Origin of the sequence: Alcaligenes parafaecalis (assembly GCF_026344135.1) — a bacterium.
GTDB classification, from domain to species: Bacteria; Pseudomonadota; Gammaproteobacteria; order Burkholderiales; family Burkholderiaceae_B; genus Alcaligenes; species Alcaligenes parafaecalis.
This window is the reverse complement of the sequence record NZ_JAPKNA010000003.1, coordinates 252,560-273,613: the sequence shown is the minus strand read 5'-3', so window position 1 is coordinate 273,613 and position 21,054 is coordinate 252,560. Positions and strand designations below refer to the sequence as shown.

At 56.1% G+C, this 21,054-nt stretch carries 18 protein-coding genes and 1 tRNA gene; 11 read left to right on the top strand and 8 right to left on the bottom strand.

The window, feature by feature from the left end:
• The first annotated feature begins 183 nt into the window (after nucleotides 1-183).
• The 7 genes from mutS (at nucleotide 184) to bioD (ending at nucleotide 10,756) form a co-directional block, all read left to right on the top strand.
• Nucleotides 184-2,820 carry a DNA mismatch repair protein MutS gene (mutS, locus tag OSH09_RS11795; protein WP_266121068.1) on the top strand — a complete coding sequence of 879 codons (2,637 nt, stop codon included), beginning with the start codon at nucleotides 184-186 and terminating at the stop codon, nucleotides 2,818-2,820.
• Between the two features lie 237 nt (nucleotides 2,821-3,057).
• On the top strand, nucleotides 3,058-4,248 hold the full coding sequence (locus tag OSH09_RS11790; protein ID WP_266121067.1) for a JmjC domain-containing protein: 1,191 nt from the start codon (nucleotides 3,058-3,060) through the stop codon (nucleotides 4,246-4,248).
• A 455-nt stretch (nucleotides 4,249-4,703) separates the two neighbouring features.
• Nucleotides 4,704-5,948: a benzoate/H(+) symporter BenE family transporter gene (locus tag OSH09_RS11785; protein WP_222667541.1), complete on the top strand. Its 1,245-nt coding sequence runs from the start codon at nucleotides 4,704-4,706 to the stop codon at nucleotides 5,946-5,948.
• A gap of 391 nt (nucleotides 5,949-6,339) precedes the next feature.
• On the top strand, nucleotides 6,340-7,536 hold the full coding sequence (locus OSH09_RS11780; protein WP_266121066.1) for a cytochrome P450: 1,197 nt from the start codon (nucleotides 6,340-6,342) through the stop codon (nucleotides 7,534-7,536).
• On the top strand, nucleotides 7,533-8,699 hold the full coding sequence (locus tag OSH09_RS11775) for an aminotransferase class I/II-fold pyridoxal phosphate-dependent enzyme (RefSeq protein WP_266121065.1): 1,167 nt from the start codon (nucleotides 7,533-7,535) through the stop codon (nucleotides 8,697-8,699). Before OSH09_RS11780 ends, OSH09_RS11775 begins: the two co-directional genes overlap by 4 nt.
• A 6-nt stretch (nucleotides 8,700-8,705) precedes the next feature.
• Nucleotides 8,706-10,046, top strand: a complete 1,341-nt coding sequence (gene bioA, locus OSH09_RS11770) for an adenosylmethionine--8-amino-7-oxononanoate transaminase (protein ID WP_266121064.1) — start codon at nucleotides 8,706-8,708, stop codon at nucleotides 10,044-10,046.
• The gene (bioD, locus tag OSH09_RS11765; protein WP_266121063.1) at nucleotides 10,043-10,756 is read left to right on the top strand and encodes a dethiobiotin synthase; all 714 of its coding nucleotides are present in this window, start codon (nucleotides 10,043-10,045) and stop codon (nucleotides 10,754-10,756) included. The genes bioA and bioD overlap by 4 nt, the downstream gene beginning before the upstream one ends.
• A 2-nt stretch (nucleotides 10,757-10,758) precedes the next feature.
• Here bioD and OSH09_RS11760 read toward each other — a convergent pair whose 3' ends face one another.
• From OSH09_RS11760 to OSH09_RS11735, 6 genes are all read right to left on the bottom strand, one after another.
• Nucleotides 10,759-11,133, bottom strand: coding sequence for a FecR/PupR family sigma factor regulator (locus OSH09_RS11760; protein ID WP_207873530.1), 375 nt, complete (start codon nucleotides 11,131-11,133; stop codon nucleotides 10,759-10,761).
• A gap of 10 nt (nucleotides 11,134-11,143) precedes the next feature.
• A complete protein-coding gene (locus tag OSH09_RS11755; RefSeq protein ID WP_222667546.1) occupies nucleotides 11,144-11,464 on the bottom strand; it encodes a sigma factor-like helix-turn-helix DNA-binding protein in 321 nt (106 codons plus the stop codon).
• 223 nt (nucleotides 11,465-11,687) lie between these two features.
• On the bottom strand, nucleotides 11,688-12,821 hold the full coding sequence (gene bamC / locus OSH09_RS11750) for an outer membrane protein assembly factor BamC (protein ID WP_207873528.1): 1,134 nt from the start codon (nucleotides 12,819-12,821) through the stop codon (nucleotides 11,688-11,690).
• Entirely contained in the window at nucleotides 12,818-13,723 is a 906-nt protein-coding gene (gene dapA, locus OSH09_RS11745) for a 4-hydroxy-tetrahydrodipicolinate synthase (RefSeq protein WP_207873527.1), read from the bottom strand. The genes bamC and dapA overlap by 4 nt, the downstream gene beginning before the upstream one ends.
• Nucleotides 13,724-13,802: 79 nt before the next feature.
• Nucleotides 13,803-14,453, bottom strand: coding sequence for a site-2 protease family protein (locus OSH09_RS11740; protein WP_207873526.1), 651 nt, complete (start codon nucleotides 14,451-14,453; stop codon nucleotides 13,803-13,805).
• A 161-nt stretch (nucleotides 14,454-14,614) separates the two neighbouring features.
• Nucleotides 14,615-15,241 carry an L-threonylcarbamoyladenylate synthase gene (locus OSH09_RS11735; protein WP_207873525.1) on the bottom strand — a complete coding sequence of 209 codons (627 nt, stop codon included), beginning with the start codon at nucleotides 15,239-15,241 and terminating at the stop codon, nucleotides 14,615-14,617.
• Between the two features lie 195 nt (nucleotides 15,242-15,436).
• Between OSH09_RS11735 and OSH09_RS11730 the strand changes: the two genes are divergently transcribed.
• The 4 genes from OSH09_RS11730 (at nucleotide 15,437) to paaX (ending at nucleotide 18,712) form a co-directional block, all read left to right on the top strand.
• A tRNA-His gene (locus tag OSH09_RS11730) sits at nucleotides 15,437-15,512 on the top strand.
• Between the two features lie 367 nt (nucleotides 15,513-15,879).
• On the top strand, nucleotides 15,880-16,116 hold the full coding sequence (locus tag OSH09_RS11725; RefSeq protein ID WP_266121062.1) for a hypothetical protein: 237 nt from the start codon (nucleotides 15,880-15,882) through the stop codon (nucleotides 16,114-16,116).
• 4 nt (nucleotides 16,117-16,120) lie between these two features.
• Nucleotides 16,121-17,590: a phospholipase D-like domain-containing protein gene (locus tag OSH09_RS11720; RefSeq protein ID WP_207873523.1), complete on the top strand. Its 1,470-nt coding sequence runs from the start codon at nucleotides 16,121-16,123 to the stop codon at nucleotides 17,588-17,590.
• 159 nt (nucleotides 17,591-17,749) lie between these two features.
• Complete coding sequence (gene paaX, locus OSH09_RS11715) at nucleotides 17,750-18,712, top strand: phenylacetic acid degradation operon negative regulatory protein PaaX (RefSeq protein ID WP_222667549.1); 963 nt, start codon at nucleotides 17,750-17,752, stop codon at nucleotides 18,710-18,712.
• 135 nt (nucleotides 18,713-18,847) lie between these two features.
• Here paaX and OSH09_RS11710 read toward each other — a convergent pair whose 3' ends face one another.
• Nucleotides 18,848-20,566 (bottom strand): cation acetate symporter, encoded by a 1,719-nt coding sequence (locus OSH09_RS11710; protein ID WP_266121061.1) that lies wholly within the window; start codon nucleotides 20,564-20,566, stop codon nucleotides 18,848-18,850.
• A complete protein-coding gene (locus OSH09_RS11705) occupies nucleotides 20,563-20,871 on the bottom strand; it encodes a DUF485 domain-containing protein (protein ID WP_207873520.1) in 309 nt (102 codons plus the stop codon). The genes OSH09_RS11710 and OSH09_RS11705 overlap by 4 nt, the downstream gene beginning before the upstream one ends.
• Nucleotides 20,872-21,054: the final 183 nt, after the last annotated feature.

Sequence of the window (21,054 nt, the reverse complement as noted above, 5' to 3'; positions counted from 1 at the left end):
CTTAAGACGCAAATAACTGACGACTAGTTGCTACAAGGTCAACGTATAAAGACTGCCAGGAAATATCGACGCTAGAGAAAACTGTCACAGCTAGGCCCCAGCACTTGACTGCCCTCGCTACAATATCGACTCAGCCGCCTCTTGGGCGGCCTTGTTGTTGAATTCCCTGACTTGTACTGCGCCATGACTTCTGCTGCCGATCTGTCCGCCCACACGCCCATGATGCGTCAATACCTTCAGCTCAAGGCTGAAGCTGGCTCGCATCTGCTGTTCTATCGGATGGGAGACTTCTATGAAATGTTCTACGCCGACGCCGAGCGCGGTGCGCGCCTGCTGAACCTGACGCTGACCAAGCGCGGTTCTTCCAATGGCGAGCCCATCCCTATGGCAGGTGTACCTTTTCATGCTATGGAAGGCTATCTAGCGCGTCTAGTGGCCTTGGGCGAATCCGTCGCTATCTGCGAGCAAATCGGTGATCCCGCCACCAGCAAAGGCCCGGTCGAGCGCAAGATCATGCGCGTGGTCACTCCCGGTACGCTGACTGACGACGCCTTGCTGCCTCCCAAGGCAGACCGTCTGATCGCTGCTTGCACCCTGATTAAAGTTCAGCGCCAGGAAATGATAGGGCTGGCCTGGATGAATCTGGCCAGTGGCGAATTTCTGGTCAGCCAGTGCGAGCCAGACATGCTGGACACGGAATTGAACCGCATCGGGCCGGTAGAACTGGTCTACCCCGAATCCCTGCGCCCGGCCCCTGAATTGCCGCAAGCAAGCTGCCATACCTTGCCAGACTGGCACTTCGCCCAGGACGGTTCGCGCGAAACCTTGCTGGACCATTTCGATCTGGACTCCCTGGCCAGCTTTGGCCTGGACGACTTGCCCGCCGCCACCGCGGCCGCCGGTGCCTTGCTGCGCTATGTAGGCAGCACACAATCCCAGTCGCTGGTTCACATCACGGCCATTCGCGTTCAGCACAGCTCGGACTTTCTGGTGCTGGATGCCGTCACCCGCAAGAATCTGGAAATCACGGAAACCATTAGCGGTGAAACCAGCCCAACGCTGTTCTCCACCCTGGATCATTGCCAGACCCCGATGGGCAGCCGTTTGCTGCGCCGCTGGCTACACCATCCGCTGCGCTTGAACCAAGCCGTTCAGCAACGCCAGGATATCGTGTCACTGTTCTTTCAGACTCAGCAAACAGCCAGTTTGAATGCGGGCGACCCCTTAGGCGTGCTGCGTCAGGCCTTGCGCCGCTTCCCCGATCTGGAACGTATTGCAACACGTATTTCGCTGCGTAGTGTCCGTCCTCGGGAACTGGCCAGCTTGCGTGATGCCTTGGCTACCCTGCCCGAATTGCGTCAGGAGTTGGAGCAGAACTTTGGGCAGTCTGAACACCTGTATGCCCATTTATTGAATCTGGCCCTGGACCCTGAGCTGGCCACCTTGCTGCACACTGCCATCGCCCCCGAACCCGCTTTGCTGATCCGTGACGGTGGTGTCATTGCCGACGGCTACGACGCCGATCTGGACGAGTTGCGCAGCCTGGCCAGCGACAGCGGCGATGTCTTGGTCAAGATCGAAGCCCGCGAACGCGAGCGCACCGGCATTGCTACCCTGCGTGTCGAATACAACCGTGTGCATGGCTTCTTTATTGAAGTCAGCCGCGGTCAGGCCGATAAGGTGCCCGATGATTACCGTCGCCGCCAGACCTTGAAAAATGCCGAGCGCTTCATCACGCCCGAACTGAAAGAGTGGGAAGACAAGGTGCTGTCCGCCAAGGACCGCAGCTTGAGCCGCGAGAAGTTCCTGTTCGACGAACTGCTGGACAAGCTGCAAAGCTATGCGGGCCCCTTGGCCCTGTGCTCCAGTGCGCTGGCCGAACTGGATACCCTGTCCTCCCTGGCCCTGCATGCCCTGGACAACAACTGGATCGCCCCGGAACTGACAGAACAGGCAGGCATCTGGATTGAAGCCGGTCGCCACCCTGTGGTGGAACACAGCATCGAACGCTTCACACCCAACCATTGCGAAATGCATACCCAGCGCCGCATGTTGCTGATTACCGGCCCGAACATGGGTGGTAAGTCCACCTATATGCGTCAGGTGGCCCTGATTGCCTTGCTGGCCCGCATCGGCAGTTTTGTACCGGCAAGCAGCGCCCGCATTGGGCAGATTGACCGTATCTTCACCCGTATCGGGGCTGCCGACGATCTGGCCGGTGGCCGTTCCACCTTCATGATGGAAATGACCGAAGCCGCTGCCATTCTGGCAGGTGCCACCCCTTACAGCCTGGTGCTGATGGATGAAATCGGCCGGGGCACCTCCACCTATGATGGCCTGGCCCTGGCCTGGTCTATTGCACATCGCCTGCTCAGCCACAATCAGGCACTGACCCTGTTTGCAACGCACTACTTCGAGATCACCCGTTTGCCCAACGAGTTGCCTGCAGCCGCCAACGTGCATTTGGCCGCGGCTGAATCGGCTTCAGGCATTGTGTTCCTGCATGAAGTTCAGGAAGGCCCGGCCAGCCGCAGTTACGGGATTCAGGTGGCACAACGTGCCGGTATTCCCTCTGCGGTCATTCGTCAGGCCAGCCGTGAACTGAGCCGCCTGGAAGCGCAGAATGATCCTAGTGCACAACTGGACTTGTTCAATGCGGGCAGTGCGCCTGAAACCTCGGTTGCAGAGCCTGATCCTACGACCGATCAAGCATTGGAACTGCTGGATCAGTTCAGGCAGCTAGATGTGGATGAGCTAAGCGCACGGGATGCACTGGACCTGCTGTATCGCTGGAAAAAGGATATGAAGGCGGCTGGTTAAACAGTCCGGAAGGGAGCCCAAGAGGCTCCCTTTTTTATGCAGTTTGCCGAGGGCCGTTGATAAGCAGATAGACAATCAATCATTCTCAGCCTGTCCACCGTGAATCAATCACTCTATTTCGTGAATATTTCTCTGGATTCTTTGCGCTGGATACGCCTGATACGCAGGCTAGCCATACACCGGGGCAGGCCGGATCAGTTAAGCTACGGGCTAATTTAATTCTTGTTCGGGCAGTCCATGAATATCGACCAGCCATTGACCCTTTTGGGCGGCATCAGCGCGCATGAGTTCATGCAAACCTACTGGCAACGCAAACCTTTATTGATACGCGGCGCCATCCCTAATTTCAAGCACTCGCTGAGCATAGATAATATCCGCGAGCTGGTAACGCGTGAAGAGGTCGAGTCGCGCCTGATCATTCATGACGGCGAAGACTGGGAAATGGAAACCGGGCCTTTTGACGAGCTGCCGCCCGCCTCGCAGCCCAACTGGACCGCTCTGGCACAAAGTGTGGATCTGCACGACGACAATACCGCTGCCCTGATGCGTCAATTCCGCTTCATTGGCGATGCCCGTCTGGACGATGCCATGATCAGCATCGCTTCTGACGGCGGTGGTGTAGGCCCGCATTTCGACAGCTACGATGTATTCCTGCTGCAAGCCCACGGCAAGCGTCACTGGCGCATCAGCCAGCAAAAAGACCTGAGCCTGGTGCCTGACCTTCCCTTGAAGATTTTGCGCAATTTCCAGGTAGAAGAAGAGTTCACCCTGGAACCCGGCGACATGCTGTATCTGCCCCCCCATGTCGCGCATGACGGCATTGCGATTGGCGACTGCATGACGATTTCCATCGGCTTTCGCTCACCCACCCAGGCAACGCTGGCGCGTGGCTTGATGGATGCCGCGTCGGATCAATTGGCTGCTGCCAGTAGTGAAGGCTTTGGCCTGTATGCAGACCCACCCATCGACATGCCTGCGTCCCTGCAAAACCGCTACACCGACCCGGATGCTCTGGCCAGCAGCACACCCGCCGCCCTGCCAGAAAATCTGATTCAGAAGTCGCTGGATGCCTTGAACGCCATTCGTTTTGATGAGGCACTGGCCTCTCGTTTTTTGGGTGTCTGGCTGACCGAATTGCCCAGCAATAGCTGGTTCGACATCGCGGAAGATCCGGTTGATTTACATGACCCTGATCTGCCCGAAGGTCGTCTGGTGCTGGACCGCTGCTCACGCATGATGTATCGCGGCGATGAGCTGTACATCAACGGTGAAGTGGCCCCCTGCCCGGCCAGCCCGGCACTGAAATTGTTGGCTGATCAACGCGAGCTCCCCACTCCTGGCGACGCATTTGCAAAACTGGATGAGGACGACCTGGAAATGCTGAATGCCTGGCTGGATGACGGCTGGCTGCAGTTCAAGGAAAACTGAGCACTAAGCCACTAGCTCTGGCGAGATCAGAAAAAAAGCGGGGCAGCTTGCAGGCTGCCCCGCTTTTTTATTTCTGACACCTCAGGAATCGAAAGCCTGATACATCCGCTGACTGCGGCTGGGGCAGTAGCTGTGGCTGTGGCTGTGGCTGTGGCTGTGGCTGTGGCAACATTATTCACGCCATACAGCAGAAAAAAGTACTATCATGAAAAATGCGATTCACAAGACGAGCAACTCGTCATAAAGCCACCATTGGTGGCTTTGCAGCCCCGCTTCAATCCAGCTCGGGCCACACTCAAAAATCACGTAACCCACCCCACTCCCTGTAGTCAGGCACCTGCCGAATTCAAAAGTGGTCTGCCCTACACCCTGAAAGCGTCCTATCAGGCCAGTCCATTTAATCGCTATAAATAGTGCTCGTTTGTCATCTCTCCTTTTGGAAAGCGCTGAGCACTATGTCTACCTCTCGATCGTCCTCATCCTATTTAATCAGTGATCTGATCCCGCCTATCGTGGCTGGTCTGATCTCGGTCATCGTTAATTACGGCGGCACCTTTATTCTGGTTTTCCAGGCCGCCAAAGTCGCCGGGCTCAGCCCGGAACTGACCGCATCTTGGGTCTGGTCGATTTCGATTGGTGTCGGTGTGACCGGCCTGCTTTTAAGCTGGGTTTCGCGTGAACCTATCATCACGGCATGGTCTACCCCTGCGGCCGCTTTCCTGGTGACCGCCCTGGCTAGTACGCCATACGAAGAGGCCATCGGAGCCTATCTGATATCAGCGGCGGCCTTTGTCGTGCTGGGCCTGTCATCCTACTTCGAGCGCCTGATTCGTCTGATTCCCAACGGGATTGCTGCAGGCTTGCTGGCCGGGATTCTGCTGCAATTCGGGATTGGGGCCTTTGGCAGCATGACGCTGGACCCGAAACTGGCTGGTTTGCTGATTCTGGCCTACCTGATCATCAAACGCTTTTCTGCACGCTATGCCGTGGTGGGGATTCTGATCCTGGGTCTGGCCTTTCTCCTGCTGGAGCATCGTGTCGACCTGAGCGGCCTGAAGCTGGAGCTGGCAGCCCCTGTATTCACCATGCCGGTCTTCACGCTGAATGCCTTGCTGAGCGTGGCCTTGCCCTTGTTTCTGATCACTCTGACTGGCCAATATATGCCCGGCATGCTGGTTCTGCGTAACGATGGTTTTCGCACCAGTGCCAACCCGATTGTGTGGGTGACTGGCCTGGGCTCACTGATCATGGCGCCCTTTGGTTCTCATGCCATGAACGTCGCCGCCATTACCGCCGCCATCTGTACAGGACCGGAAGCACATCAGGATCCCTCCAAACGCTGGATCGCCGGGATTGCTGCAGGTATTTTTTATATTCTGGTCGGTATCTTTGGATTGACCTTGGCCGCCGTATTCATGGCCTTCCCCGCAACATTCATCACCACTCTGGCTGGTTTGGCTCTGCTGGGTACGATTGGCGGCAGTTTGGCTGGCGCAATGGCCGAACCCAAATCGCGTGAAGCGGCGCTGATTACCTTTCTGGCCTCGGCCGCGAATATCACCCTGTTCGGGATTGGCGGGGCATTCTGGGGGCTGGTGATTGGTCTGTTGGCGTACTTCATTTTGAACGGGAAGCTGCCACAACGGAAACCAGCAAAGCTGGGAAATGAAGCCCTTCCTACCGCTTCGGATGCCCGTTGATGGATAACTAAGCACTCGAATCCATACGCTTGAAATCAAGAGCCGTGGCTTTCACAGAAACAATACTGGCTGCTATACAGCGCGGCACCTGACCTGTTCTATCATCAGGCTGTCTATCAAGCAGCAGTCCTGGAAGCAGCAAAAAAGCCCGGCCTTGAGCCGGGCTTTTCTATTTCTCCGGGCAGAACAAGACCTTGAAACCAGGGCTCCACCATTTCAAATTATTGTAAAAAATAGTTACTCAACTTCCACCTATAGACACCACAAGACATCAAGTTCGACCTAAATCCGGCAAAACACACTGAAAGAATTAATAGACACAATCTCCTGACTGCCTCTTTCCAGATCGAGTGCTAGCCTGCGCTGGCTTTGATCTTCAGGAAACGGTGTCATGTTTGGCGATTTCAATCTTGCGTCCCCCTATGCGGCTTATGCCCGCCTCCATCAGGGGCCGCCTTTGGTGTGGGATGCGGATTTCTGTGGTGGGGCCTGGCTGGTTCACAGACATAAGGATGTACAAACCGCCCTGCGCCATCCCGATTTAAGTGTGCGACGTGTGGGAGGATGGGTGTCTCAAGCCGGTGCCGCTCCCTCCCCTCGCCTGCAAGCTTTCAAAGGCCTGATGGCCAGAACGCTGGTTTTTCTGGATCGCCCCCGCCACACCCGCGTGCGACGCGTAGTCAATGCTGCCTTTAGCCCCAAAGCACTGGAATCCCTGCATGGCACGATTGATAGCCGCGTCACGCAGATCCTTCTGAATCTGGAAGAAAAGCTGCAGCATGGTCCTGCGGATCTGGTTGATGAAATCTGCCGCCCCTTGCCCGCTTTGGTCATGATGGATGTACTCGGATTGAAGACATTACCCTTGTCCATGTTCCAGGACTGGTCCGAGCAACTGGCGCGATTTATAGGGCAAGCAACCCCTGATCTCCCCTTGTTGATGGACACCCAGGACGCCTTGCTGGATATGGCTGATTTTTTGAGCACCACGTCCAATCTGTGCGAAGGCGGTCTGGCTTGGCGGCTGTTGCAGGAGGAGCAATTGTCCCTGCACGGCAGGCGCGAACGTCTGGCGCAGTCCTGTATGTTGCTCTTCGCAGGCTATGAAACCTCTCGGCATCTGCTTAGCACGCTCTTTCAGACTCTACTTGGCGACACACGCAAGCTGCGGCACCTGCAGGCACAGCCTGAAAACATCCCCGCAGCCATTAAAGAGGTCTTGCGTCACGACAGCCCGATTCAATACACGGCCAGACGTCTGATGCGTGACCAGCATTGGCACGGTCAGCACTTGCGCAAGGGGCAGTTGCTGCTTCTGCTCTTAGGTGCCGCCAACCGGGACCCCGAAGTTTTTACTGACCCGGACGAGCTGGATTTCAGCCGCGACAACCAGGCCGAACTATCAATGGGCCACGGCATTCATCATTGCTTGGGAGCAGGCCTGGTGCATCTGGAAGCCCGCCTCACCCTGCAACGAACTCTCCCCCTGCTGTCCCGCCTTCAACCAGGCCAGGGACAACGTATTCAGTTGCCTGCCTATCGTGGCTGGAACAGCCTGCCGGTCCAATTACGGGCGTCGCACTCATGAGCGCTTTTCTTGCCCATGTGGACCAGCAAATAGCGGCTTTAAAAGCCAAGCAACTCTGGCGTCAGCGCGCTATTAGCCGCCCCTTGCCCAACGCGCAGATTGAGCGCAATGGCCAGGTCCTGCTGAACTTTGCTGGTAATGATTACCTGGGTCTTAGCCAGCACCCGCAACTCAAACAGCTAGAGGTCCAAAGCGTCGCCGGAGCCACAGCCTCCCCCTTGATTTGCGGACATCACCCGCTTGCCCAGACGCTGGAACAAGAGTTGGCAGCATGGAGTGGCTTTGAAAGCAGCCGCCTGTTTGTCAGTGGTTATCAAGCCAGCCTGGGGGTAATTCCTGCTCTAGTAGGAGCTAGCGACACTATTTTTTGTGACCGGCTCAATCACGCCAGCCTGATTGATGCCAGCCGTCTGTCTGGTGCCCGTTTACGTGTTTATCCTCACCGCGACATGGAGCGCCTGGACGATTTACTAGGTCGTCCAGGCACGGGCTTCAAACTGGTGATTTCAGACAGCCTGTTCAGCATGGATGGCACCATCGCGCCCCTTGATACGCTACTTGATCTGTGTGAACGCCATGACGCCCTGCTGTATCTGGACGACGCACACGGCCTGGGCATTCTGGGGGAGAACGGACGCGGGGCAGCTGAGCATTTCCTGCTTCGCCCCGAACAACGCCGACGCCTGATTTATCTGGGCACATTTGGCAAGGCTGCCGGACAAGGCGGGGCCTTTATTGCCTGCTCCAACTCACTGGCAGACTGGTTTACCCAATCTGCACGCAGCTATGTATACAGCACGGGCCTGGCCCCAGCCCATTGCGCATCTTTGCTGGCATGCCTGCAACTGATCAAGCAAGCCCAGCCGCAACGCGCCTGTCTAAAGGCGCACATTCAAAACCTGCAAACCTTAAGCCGGGACTTGCCCTGGCATCTGGCCCCTTCGGACACGCCAGTGCAAAGCCTATTGATTGGAGAGGTCGAGCCTGCTGTGCAGCTATCTGAAATTTTGCTGCAAAAAGACATTTGGGCTCCCGCTATACGGCCGCCCACCGTACCTCGTCACCAAGCCCGCTTACGCATTTCTCTGTCTGCCGCCCACAGCCAACAGGACATTGAAAAACTGGTCCAGGCTCTGCATGAAGCCGCCCATTTTTTACGGTGATTTGCCATGAATACGAACTCCATCTCCCCTCTAGCCCAACGCAGCCTGAAGGCCGTCTGGCATCCCTGCACGCAAATGCAGCATCACGATCAGGGTGTGCCGCTACTGGCTATCAAGCGTGCTCAGGGTGCCTGGCTTTACGATGCTGATGGCAATCGCTATCTGGACGCGATCAGCTCCTGGTGGGTGAATCTGTTTGGACATAGCCACCCGCATCTGGTGCAGGCTATTCGCGATCAGGCGCAACAATTGGATCACGTCATGCTCTGCGGTCTGACGCATGAGCCAGTCGTGCAGTTGTCCGAGCAGTTAGCGGCCTTGAGCGACCATCATTTAGGCCATGCCTTTTATGCCAGTGATGGTGCCTCCGCCGTGGAGATCGCACTCAAGCTAAGTCTGCATTACTGGCGCAACCATGGCCAGGAGTACAAGCAGCGTTTTGTGGGCATTGAGCAGGGCTATCACGGTGAAACCATGGGAGCTTTAGCCGTAACGGATGTGCCTTTGTTCCGTGAAAATTATGGTGCTCAACTCAGCGCCCAATACACGGCCGCCAGCCCGGATCTGCGCCAAGCCACAAGTCCGGAAGAACAGACGCTGGTCACCGAAAAAGCCCTGCTATCGCTGCAGCAAATTCTGGATACGCATCAGGACATTGCCGCCGTGATTCTGGAGCCACTAGTGCAATGCGCCGCCGGGATGAGAATGCATTCCCCCAACTATTTACGCGGCGTGCGCAGCCTGTGTGATCGCTATCAAGTGCATTTGATCCTGGATGAGATTGCCGTAGGGTGCGGACGCACCGGTACTTTTTTTGCTTGTGAACAAGCAGGTATCTGGCCGGATTTGCTCTGCCTGTCCAAAGGGATTAGTGGTGGTGCCCTGCCCCTGTCAGTCGTGCTGTCTACCCCTGCCATCTACCAAGGTTTTTACGACCAGGACCTGCGCCGTGGATTTCTGCACTCACACTCCTACACCGGAAATCCACTAGCCTGCCGCGCGGCTCTGGCTACCTTGGAACTGTTCCGTCAGTACCCCGTGTATGAGCTGCAAAACACGCTGGGACAACACATTGATGAAGGTTTGCAAGCACTGGCGCAGCGTCATCCCAAAATGCAGCATCTACGACGTTGTGGCGTGATCTGGGCCTTTGAACTGGACGCAGGTCCGGCCCGCTACGATCACCAGGGCTTTGCACGACGCTTTTACCGCTCGGCTCTGCAACAGGGGCTGATGCTGCGCCCCATTGGCAATACGGTTTACCTGATGCCCGGCTATCTATGGACTGAAACAGAGGTCCAACACTTGCTGGGTGGTTTGACTCATCTAATGAAGGAATACGCATGAGGGCCTGCTTTGTCACGGGAACAGACACCGAAATCGGCAAAACACTGGTCAGCTCGGCCCTCCTTCAGCTCTTGGGTCGGGAAGGCGCACATACGCTAGGCGTCAAACCGATTGCATCGGGTGCAGCGGAAAGGAATGGTTGTCTGCACAACGAAGATGTGGACGCACTGGCAAGACACTCCAGCATCCAAGTGGATCAAGAGAAACTGACACCATATCTGTTTCGCGAGGCAGCGGCACCTCACGTACTTGCTGAAAAAACAGGCATCTCATTAGACCTCACACTGATTCAGCAAAACATCCAGAAACTGAACGGACAGGCCGACTACATGATCGTCGAAGGCGTAGGAGGCTTCATGCTGCCGCTGGGGCAAGGGCGAACGGGAGAGGATCTGGCACAGGCTTTGCAATTGCCTGTGGTGCTGGTCATCGGTTTGCGTTTGGGAGCCTTGAATCACGCTTTGCTGACAGTCCAGGCCATACGCGCAAGCGGTTTAGCTTTGCTGGGCTGGGTCGCCAATTGCGTCGATCCAGAGATGGCTTATATCGAGGAGAATTTGCAGACTCTGCATGACTATATGCCTGGCCCTTGCCTGGGGGTGATTCCCCGGCTGGCTTCTCCCGATCTGGATGAGCGTATTCATCAAGCCGCGCAGTATCTACGCTCGCCTTGGGCCGATCTGGATAAAGGCCAAGACCTCAGAGCCTGACCCTACAAAAAATAACTGCCAACACTGCCTAGAACCGCCACTCCCAAAAGCAGGCACACCGCACCGCTCAAGGCAAAGCGCAAGGCCGGGTTGGCAGACCAGGCGTCCACGCACGCATTCATCAGTCGTTGACGCCAGCCGCCTTGCTCTGTCAATACACCACTTTGCTGAGAGTCGGCACGCAAGCGATTCAGGTTCTCAGCGCTGATTCCGTCCATCGCTTCCCACGCCAGCTTCCAGCGCAAAAAAGCAGCCTGATGCTCGGGATCAATGGACAGCCAGGCACGAAACGCAGACTGACTGCGAGCATCACCCTGATGTTTGGGATCGTGCTGTTTGAGCAGCCAACTCAAGGCCTGCTCATCAATATGCTGCATGTGCTCGTCCTTAGACATACGAGCCAGCCGGGCGCGGCACTGCCCCGTCCACCCGATTGACCGGCGCTGGGTTATGACGGCAAGCCAGCATGGCCATGCGGATATAGTGTTCTACCACACGCGGGCTGGTGCCCATACGTGCCGCAATTTCTTTGTAGTTCAGGCCCTCGAAGCGATGCAGCACAAAGGCTTCGCGACGGCGGCGCGGCAAGGCCTCGATCATGGCCAGCATGCGTGCGCCGGGTTCAGAAGGAGCGTGAGCAGAGGCTTGTGTACCACGCAGCATACGCAGGCAAAAACTTGAACCGTTACGGTAAAACGATTTCAGCATGGGCCACTCCCTAAAAGAGATTAAATGATAATGGTTCCTATTATCTTTACTGTTTTACAGAAAGTCCAGCCCTGTTCGATAAAGATTAACTCTGCTCACAAAAATAAATAGAAAGCGGCAAGGCTTGGCGCCAAACCATATCAGGGCGAATTTCGGGCATAAAAAAAGCCCTGGCATGAAACCAGGGCTTTTTCCAGACGGCCCGAGGGCCAAATCAAAACAATCAGTTGCCGGGGCGCAGATTGGTGGACAGCACATTGATGATGCGCTTGGCTGTCGCCGTAGTCTGTTCCTGACCTTGCTGATCCAGCACGGAGACACGTGTGCCCGCACCTTGAGCGCTCAGCTTGATGCGGAACGGTGTAGCTTCAGCGGTGTTACGGCTACCGAAGATACGGCCAATGATGTTTTGCTGTTCGATCTTCTCGCCCGTATCCGAATCCAGATAACGGATGAAGAATTCGCCAGCGGAACGGTCACGATCTTCCACCGAGAAGCCAGCGGAGTCGATGGCTACGCCAACACGACGCCATGCACGGTCAAAGGATTCGTTCAGCACCAGTTCGGCCTGGTCGCCCTTGTCCGAAGCCTGGACTTGAACGCCAGCAGGATCCTTGGAGGCGTTAGCCACTTGTTCACGTGCTGTTTCAATGTCGGAGCCCAGGAAGACCATCATGCGAGCCAGCATGGCTGCATTCAGGCCTGGATCTTCTTTAGCGAACACCCACTTAAAGGCGGAACCGTCTGCCGTCGGTGTTTCTTCCATGTGCTGGTGGGACACATAGATTTCGGTCTTGTTGCCAACGCGCTCAAAGCGGGTGCGGAAGCGATCACGTTCGCCGCTGTCAAAGACCTGGTCAATGATGGAGCCCAAGGCACTGCGAATCCAGCTTTCTGGAATCTTGGCGCGGTTTTCAGCCCAGTCGGTCTGGATCAGGCCAGCACGAGGGTCCTGGGACTGAATGGTGAAACCATGATCACCCCAGAAATCGATGATGCGGGGGAACAGATCTTCAACAGGGCGGTCCACCACCAACCAGCGCAAATCGCCGTCACGCATCACTTTGATGGCATCGGACTGAGGCAGAACCTTGTCTGCTCCGCCGGTGGCCTGCTGCGCGTTTTGACCTTGTGCGTAGACCGAGTAGGACGTGGCACCTTCTGGAGCGCGGTAATGCGCATCGCGGTTAGCCTGGGTCAGATCCGGGGGAATGCTCAGGGGATCGCCTGCAACCGTACTCTTGTAATTTACCGATTCGCCCTGGCCCATTATCTGGTCCATCGTCGAGCAGCCCGACAGCACCAACAGGCTCAGGGACAGCCCGATCAGGCTTTTATTAACTGGCTTAGCAATCATGGAAGAAGATCCGCAAGTTTCAAAGATTGACGCAGCAATTCGTGATGCTGTGCATTTAACGGCGTCAATGGTAAACGATATCCCAACTGAGTAAGGCCCATTTCTGCAACGGCCCATTTCACGGGAATGGGGTTAGCCTCAACAAACAGGTTCTTGTTCAGACCTGCCAAATGGGCATTCAAACGACGTACCGTGGGTACGTCCATATCCAGGGCGGCCTGGCACAACTGGCTCATCAAGCGTGGAGCCACGTTGGCTGTCACGGAGATATTGCCTTTGGCGCCCAGCAAAATATAGGAAGCCGCAGTAGGATCATCACCGCTAACAACGATGAAATCTTCAGGCGCATCACGCAGCAGCAGGCCACCGCGCGCCAGATCACCCGTTGCATCCTTGATACCAATGATGTTGGGGATTTGGGCCAGACGCAGCACGGTGTCGTTCTGCAGGTCGGCAACGGTACGGCCAGGTACGTTGTACAGGAACTGGGGCAGATCCACCGCTTCGGCAATCGCACGGAAGTGCTGATACATGCCTTCCTGAGTAGGACGGTTGTAGTAAGGCACCACCGACAAACCGGCATCAGCACCCACTTCCTGGGCGTGACGCGACAGCTCGATCGCCTCGCGCGTGGAGTTGCCACCCACACCGGCAATCACGGGAACACGCCCAGCGGCATGCTCAACCGCGATCTTGATCAGTTCAGCGTGCTCATCAACCGACACCGTAGGCGATTCGCCCGAGGTTCCAACGACCACCAGCACACGGGTTCCTTCTTGTATGTGCCAGTCGATCAGCTTTCGGTAAGCGGCAAAATCCAGACCCCCATTGGGATCCATGGGTGTAACAAGGGCAACCATGCTGCCCTGAAAATTGGAAATAGCAGAGTCCGAACTTGCCATGATGAGATGAATCTCCGGGTTTAAGGCCCTACAGCCCAAAAAAATAATGACTCACAAGTTTAACGGATAAGCCGTTAAATCATAAGAACCATTTCAACACGCCTTCACCCAGCGCAATCAAAGGCCTCATCAGGGTCCAAAGTGCGCCGGTAAACATCAGCAGGATCAAAATGACCATGCCGTAAGGCTCGATACGAGAATAATGATAGGCCAAACGATTAGGCAATAGACTAAATACAATGCGCCCGCCGTCCAGAGGCGGCAAAGGCAAGAGATTCAGTGCCATCAAGACCAGGTTGACCTGTACACCGGCAATGGCCATACCCATCCAGAAACGGCTATCGCCCTGCCCCAGCTTGACCATCAAATGGGCATACAGAACCCACAAGATAGCCATCACCATATTAGAGGCAGGTCCGGCCAGGGCCACCCAAAGCATATCGCGCTTGGGATTGCGCAACCGGCCCCAATCAACAGGCACGGGTTTGGCCCAGCCAAACAAAATGCCACCCATCCCCATCATGGCGCTGGACAGCAGCAGAACGGCGGGCACCACAATCGTGCCGATAGGATCGATATGCCGCAGTGGGTTCAGGCTGATGCGACCGGCCAGCATGGCCGTGGGATCGCCAAACATGCGTGCCACATAGCCGTGAGCGGCTTCATGCAGCGTAATACCGAAAATGACTGGCAAAGCATAGACCGTCAAGGTCTGTATAAAAGAGTCCATGGTGATCCTTGGTCCGGGCCGGGGACTTATCCTCTCGCCATTCAAGGGGATAAGTCACCTGCACAATCAGCCCGTCTGATTGGGACAGCGAGTGCTGCCCCAAGGTTCAGAATTGAAACACGGATACGCACCTGGACGCGAATTTTGTGCAAGCCAGGGGATCAGGACAAGCCCAAGGTGGCAGGATCACCCGAACCACGACGCAGCACTTCGGGCGTGGGGCCCGTCAAATCGATCACCGTAGTGGCTTGCAAGGGGCAAGGACCACCATCGACCACCGCGGCCAATTGGTGCGCAAAACGCTCCAGAATTTCCTGGGCATCGTTCAAGGGTTCGTCTTCGCCCTCAGGAATCAGCGTGGTGGAAATCAGTGGGCTGCCCACTTGTTCCATCAAGGCCAGGGCTACTTTCTGATCCGGAACCCGAATGCCAATCGTTTTACGCGACGGGTGCGACACGCGACGTGGCACTTCTTTGGTGGCTTCCAGAATAAAAGTCCAAGGACCGGGGGTCGCCATTTTCAACAAGCGATACTGCGGATTGTCCACTTTGGCAAAGTGGCTGATCTCGGCCAGATCACGACACAGCAAGGTCAGATGATGACGATCATCCAGGCCACGCAAACGACGCAAGCTATCTGCCGCGGACTTATCGTCCAGACGGGCAACAACGGCGTAACTGGAATCGGTAGGAATGGCTAACAGCCCTCCTTTAGCCAATAGTTCGGCCGCTTGAGCCAATGCGCGGGGTTGGGGGTTTTCGGGATGAACGACGAATAATTGAGACATTTCGCGCTTCCTTGCTATTACGAGGGGAAATCATTAAACCTGAGTCACACCACGACCGGCAAGACCGGGGCAAGACTGAGGGTCGAGGCATTCTTGCATGACTGTTGCATTATTTAAAATATTCATGCTAGAATACATTTTTTACTTCGCAGCCCACCCTAAAGTCGGTTGGAAGCAAAAAAGCAGTAAACAGTGGTGACCGTAGCTCAGTTGGTAGAGTCCCGGATTGTGATTCCGGTTGTCGTGGGTTCGAGCCCCATCGGTCACCCCAGAAATTTACCGCTTCCAAGGTTTTGCAGTTCTCCTTAATCGGTGACAGAACCAGGAAATGGAAAAGAACATACTTGAAAGCCCGCCACGTAGCGGGCTTTTTTGCGTTTGTTCATCGTAGCAAGTTTGGCACCTTCGCACACCCCCGCACAAGTCCAGGCTGGACAATAAACTGTGTTTGATTGTGAACCCCAGGCGCAGCAAGCCTTGACGCAATGGCTAGCTACCTTCCAGTTCATGCACGCAGGCCTCAACGCATTCCGCCGCCCTGTCCGCAAGCTTTTCAGCCCGCCATCTCAGTAATAGAAACTGGCACAAAAGCACGCTTTCTTATACTCTAATCTGTCCCATTTTCTGGAAGTTTGCTGATGACACTCGGTTTTCCCTGCTGGGATCAGGCTCCTGCCCATTGGGACTGGCTCGCGCAAGACGAAGACGGTCAGTGGTTCTGGTATGGCGTCCAGCCCTCCCCCGGCATTGGTGGTGGCGTATGGCGCTCCCCCTCGCGCATGCAGCAGCTTGCGGCCAAGGGCGAACCCAACCCGGCCTGGATGCACAGCCTTTATCAACGTCCGGACCTGCCCGACAAGAACCGTAGCACCTGACCCCATGCAAGAGCATCTGATACATCTGCGCTCCCTGCTGCACGATTACTGGCCGCATCTGGCCCTGGCACTCAGCGTGATACTGGGCGCGTCGGCGGCGATTCATGCCGCCATGACCAAGAATGATGTCCGTGCCGCCATCAGTTGGGTAGGCGTCATCATCATGTCGCCGCTCCTGGGGCCGTTTCTTTATTTGATCGCAGGCATCAACCGCGTACGCAGGCAAAGCCGCCTGGAACACAGCGCAGACGTGTTCTATGAGCAGGTTACCTATCTGCATCCCCCCGTCTCGGATATTGGCGCCCTGGTCGGCGCGCCGTTCCGTTCCTTGCAGATTCTGGGTGACCGGGTCAGCCGCAGCCAGTTGCGCAACGGCAATAATGTGCGCCTGCTGGTGGGGGGCGATCAGGCTTACCCCGCCATGCTGGAAGCCATTGAGCAAGCCCATAGCACCATCGCTCTGCAAAGCTATATCTTTGATAGCGACCGCCTGGGGCGCGAATTCGTCAGTGCCCTGTCCCGCGCGCACCAGCGTGGTGTGCAGATTCGCGTTCTGGTCGATGCCATCGGCGCAAAATACTCACGCACACCCATTGTGCGGGCCCTGCGTCGTGAAGGTATACGCTGCGCCTTGTTCATGACCAATCCCCTGGGCTTTTTACGCATGCCCTACGCCAACCTGCGCAGTCACCGCAAACTGCTGATTGTGGATGGCACGGTAGGCTTTACAGGCGGCATGAATCTGCGCGAATCCTTTATGGCGCAATACAGCGACGGCAAACCATCCCAGGACACGCATTTCCGCCTGGAAGGCCCCGCCGTCATGCAGTTGCTGGCCTCTTTCCGCCACGACTGGCAATTTACGACCCGCGAGGATCTCTCCCCTGCCTATTGGCATGCCAGCTCCTCGCCCGCCCCCCGGCCCCACGTACCGGCACGCTGCATTGCGTCTGGCCCAGACCGCTTCATGGCCAGCACGCACCATATGCTGCAAGGTGCATTTGCCATTGCTCAACGCCATATCCGCATCCAGTCCCCCTACTTTCTGCCCGACCAGATTCTGCTGGGCGCCTTGAATACGGCTGCCCGCCGTGGCATCCAGGTAGATATCGTGATTCCAGGGCAAAACAATCTGCGTCTGGTCAACTACGCCATGACAGCCCAGCTAGACCAGGTTCTGCGCGCAGGCTGTCGAGTCTGGCGCGCTTCCGGCCCCTTCAACCATTCCAAACTCATGACGATTGATGGCGTCTGGTCCTATATTGGTTCGTCCAATCTGGACCCACGCAGCTTGCGTCTGAACTTCGAGCTGGATGTGGAGATCTACAGCCGCGACACCGCCCGCCAAATCCAAAACCTGATTGATCTGGAAATTGAGGAAGCCGAAGCGGTCACCCTGGAATCCTTAAGTTCGATTGGCTTTGGCAAGCGCTTGCGCAACCGCCTGATCTGGCTGGCCAGCCCTTATTTGTAGTGTCGGTGCGTATAAAACTCCTGCAAGCTTCAAGAAAGCCCCTAGCTTGCACAATCTTTCAATCCGCTTGCGCACCCACCCTTTATAATCAAGCGCTTGAACGGTCTACACAGATAGGCGTGCCGTCCCTATACAGCCTTGAGCGCCTTTAAAAAAACAATGTCCGAGCTCTCTTATTCCGACCTGGCCCACTGGGCCGCCCACCATCTGGAAAATCGCCCTCCCCGTGCCAAGTCCCTGGTCATGACCTTGTTTGGCGACGTCATTCGCCCACATGGCGGCAAACTTTGGCTGGGTAGCTTGATCCAGTTGCTGGCCCCTTTCGGGATCAGCGACCGACTGGTGCGCACCAGTGTGTACAGGCTGGCCGAAGAAGGCTGGCTCAGCGCACAGCGCGAAGGGCGACGCAGCCAGTACACCTTGCGCCCCGAAGCCAGCCAGCGCTTTGAGCATGCGTATCAGCGCATCTATACCCCGACCTATCTGGCCTGGGACGGGCAATGGACACTGATTTTCAGCATGCCCAGCCTGATGATGAACTCCAAACAACGGGCCGATTTGCGTAAAGAACTGCTGTGGGAAGGGTTTTGTGCCTTGTCACCCACCGCGTTCCTGCACCCGAACCCAGATCACACGATTCTGGATTACATCCTGCAGGCCACGCAGGCCCAGTCTCAGGTGTATGTCGGCAAACTGGAGCCGTCCCAATTGCCCCAGACCCGCCCCCTGTCCCAATTGATCCAGGACAGTTGGGACTTGGCTCAGGTTGCCAACGGCTATGGGCAGTTCATCCAACGCTTTGCGCCAGCACTGGCGATGTTAAATGCGGGCCAGTCTTACAACGACGAACTGGCCTTCGTGATTCGCACCTTGCTGATCCACGAGTTCCGCCGTATTCAGTTGCACGACCCTCAATTGCCTATTGAATTGCTGCCAGCAGGCTGGGCAGGCAAGCAGGCATACGAGCTGTGCCGAGATGTCTATCGACAAGTCTGCGGCAAAGCCGAGCGCTATATCCTGTCCACCTTGCGGGCGGAAGACGAGCAGGCCCCGGAAGCAGCAGCCTATTTTTACGAGCGCTTTGATGGCCTGCCCCAAGCAACAGCCCCTGATCAGGCATAACGCCATCCAATAGACGGCATAGCCGTTAGGACTGCCATAAAAAAACCCGGTGTGATTGAAATCACACCGGGTTTTTTGTGCCCTTTCACTATCAGGGCCAGGCACGGGCGATCAAGCCCGGCCTGTCAGCATGTATTAGTGCGAAGACGCGGCTTCAGCACCCACACCCGTTTCGGAACGTACCGACTGAGCTTCAAAACCAGCACGGTCAATCTCGGCACGTGGACTTCTATCGGTGATCGAGAAGAACCAGATCGCGATAAAGGCCAAAGGCATGGAGAACAAGGCAGCCGAAGCATAAGGGAACGGAGCCGAACCAGCAGGATTACCCAGCGTGGCTTCCCACACTGATGGCGAGAGCAAGGTCAGCAGCAAGGCAACGATCAGGCCCAGGAAACCGCCAATCGTGGCACCGCGTGTCGTGCAACCTTTCCACAGAATGGACAGGAACAGGACCGGGAAGTTAGCCGAAGCGGCAATCGCGAAGGCCAGGGACACCATGAAAGCGATGTTCTGCTTCTCGAAGATAATGCCCAGCAGCACGGCAATGACACCCAGAATCAAGGTGGTGGTACGCGATACACGCATCACTTCCTCGTTCGTGGCTTCACCTTTCTTGATCAGCGTGGAGTACAGGTCATGCGACACAGCGGAGGTGCCCGACAGGGTCAAACCCGCCACCACAGCCAGAATCGTGGCAAACGCCACTGCCGACATGAAGCCCAGGAACACGTCACCACCCACAGCATCCGCCAAGTGCACGGCAGCCATATTGGAGCCGCCAATCAGGTCGCCGCCAATTTCCAGGAAGCGGGGATTGGTAGACACCAGCACGATAGCGCCAAAGCCAATGATGAAAGTCAGGATGTAGAAGTAGCCAATCCAGGTCGTTGCCCAGAACACGGATTTACGTGCTTCTTTTGCATCAGGCACGGTGAAAAAGCGCATCAGGATGTGTGGCAGACCAGCCGTACCAAACATCAGAGCCATACCGAAGGAAATCGCGCTGATGGGATCCTTGATGAAGTTGCCGGGGCCCATGATGGCCTGACCAATCGTGGAGGCCTGAACCGCATCTTTACCCGCAGCAATAGCGGCATCGGTCTTGACCTGCACGGCAGCGGCAAACAGTTTTTCAGGGGAAAAACCGTACTGCGCCAATACCATGATGGCCATGAAGGAAGCACCGAACAACAACAGGCCCGCTTTGATGATCTGCACCCAGGTCGTGGCTGTCATACCGCCAAACAATACGTAGACCATCATCAACACACCGACCAGCACCACGGCAACCCAGTACTCCAGGCCAAACAGCAGCTTGATCAACTGGCCTGCACCGACCATCTGTGCAATCAGGTAGAACAGAACCACAACCAGCGTGCCCGAAGCCGCAAAGGCGCGAATCGGACCTTGGCGGAAGCGGTAAGCCGCCACATCGGCAAAAGTGAATTTACCCAGGTTGCGCAGTTTTTCTGCCAACAGGAAAGTAATGATGGGCCAGCCGACCAAAAAGCCGATGGAGTAGATCAGGCCGTCATAGCCGTTGATCATCACCGCAGCCGAAATACCCAAAAAGGAAGCCGCAGACATATAGTCACCGGCAATGGCCAGGCCGTTTTGAAAGCCTGTAATACCGCCACCTGCCGTGTAGAAGTCAGAGACCGACTTGGTGCGGGCAGCCGCCCATTTGGTAATCCACAAGGTCGCCAGCACAAAGACTGCGAACATGCCAATGGCAGTCCAGTTGGTCGGCTGCTTTTGCAGCTCGCCCAGGTCGCCACCCGCCGCCAGCAAGGCGGGGCTAGCCAACATCAGACCCAGAGCCAGGCCGGAACGAAGATAGGAATGCTTCATTTACGCACCTCCTCAAGGACTTCCTTGGCCATCTGGTCAAACTTGGTATTGGCGCGCCAGACATAAATGCCGGTAATGACAACCGCCAAAACAATGACACCAAAACCAATAGGAATACCCAGCGTCATCACGCCATCACCCAGACGCTCTGCAAACAATTCCTTGTCGAAAGCAATAATGCCGATATAGCTGTAGTAAGCCACCAGCATGACGATGGTGAGTATCCAGCCCAACCGCAGCCGGGTCTTGACCAGATTCTGATAGCGAGGATTGGCCGAAATTCGACCTACAAGGGGGTCTTGCATAGTTTGTCTCCGCATTGTTCTGAACGCCTTATTTTGCTGGCGTATCTTATTGAACCGGCCCAGCCCGAAAAGGCTGAAAACGGCGCTATGAAGACGCCTGCCGACGTCTATGCGGTGAACATTAGAGCCCGACACTTACACCATACTTACTAACAGCACCGCCTCAGGGTTATGCCTAGGACG

Coding starts and splice junctions, on each gene's coding strand:
- bamC (WP_207873528.1), bottom strand. CDS start 12,821: ATGATTGCTAAGCCAGTTAATAAAAGCCTGATCGGGCTGTCCCTGAGC.
- OSH09_RS11780 (WP_266121066.1), top strand. CDS start 6,340: ATGTTTGGCGATTTCAATCTTGCGTCCCCCTATGCGGCTTATGCCCGC.
- bioA (WP_266121064.1), top strand. CDS start 8,706: ATGAATACGAACTCCATCTCCCCTCTAGCCCAACGCAGCCTGAAGGCC.
- OSH09_RS11760 (WP_207873530.1), bottom strand. CDS start 11,133: ATGCAGCATATTGATGAGCAGGCCTTGAGTTGGCTGCTCAAACAGCAC.
- OSH09_RS11735 (WP_207873525.1), bottom strand. CDS start 15,241: ATGTCTCAATTATTCGTCGTTCATCCCGAAAACCCCCAACCCCGCGCA.
- dapA (WP_207873527.1), bottom strand. CDS start 13,723: ATGGCAAGTTCGGACTCTGCTATTTCCAATTTTCAGGGCAGCATGGTT.
- OSH09_RS11740 (WP_207873526.1), bottom strand. CDS start 14,453: ATGGACTCTTTTATACAGACCTTGACGGTCTATGCTTTGCCAGTCATT.
- OSH09_RS11775 (WP_266121065.1), top strand. CDS start 7,533: ATGAGCGCTTTTCTTGCCCATGTGGACCAGCAAATAGCGGCTTTAAAA.
- OSH09_RS11710 (WP_266121061.1), bottom strand. CDS start 20,566: ATGAAGCATTCCTATCTTCGTTCCGGCCTGGCTCTGGGTCTGATGTTG.
- bioD (WP_266121063.1), top strand. CDS start 10,043: ATGAGGGCCTGCTTTGTCACGGGAACAGACACCGAAATCGGCAAAACA.
- OSH09_RS11720 (WP_207873523.1), top strand. CDS start 16,121: ATGCAAGAGCATCTGATACATCTGCGCTCCCTGCTGCACGATTACTGG.
- OSH09_RS11725 (WP_266121062.1), top strand. CDS start 15,880: ATGACACTCGGTTTTCCCTGCTGGGATCAGGCTCCTGCCCATTGGGAC.
- OSH09_RS11755 (WP_222667546.1), bottom strand. CDS start 11,464: ATGCTGAAATCGTTTTACCGTAACGGTTCAAGTTTTTGCCTGCGTATG.
- OSH09_RS11705 (WP_207873520.1), bottom strand. CDS start 20,871: ATGCAAGACCCCCTTGTAGGTCGAATTTCGGCCAATCCTCGCTATCAG.
- paaX (WP_222667549.1), top strand. CDS start 17,750: ATGTCCGAGCTCTCTTATTCCGACCTGGCCCACTGGGCCGCCCACCAT.
- mutS (WP_266121068.1), top strand. CDS start 184: ATGACTTCTGCTGCCGATCTGTCCGCCCACACGCCCATGATGCGTCAA.
- OSH09_RS11785 (WP_222667541.1), top strand. CDS start 4,704: ATGTCTACCTCTCGATCGTCCTCATCCTATTTAATCAGTGATCTGATC.
- OSH09_RS11790 (WP_266121067.1), top strand. CDS start 3,058: ATGAATATCGACCAGCCATTGACCCTTTTGGGCGGCATCAGCGCGCAT.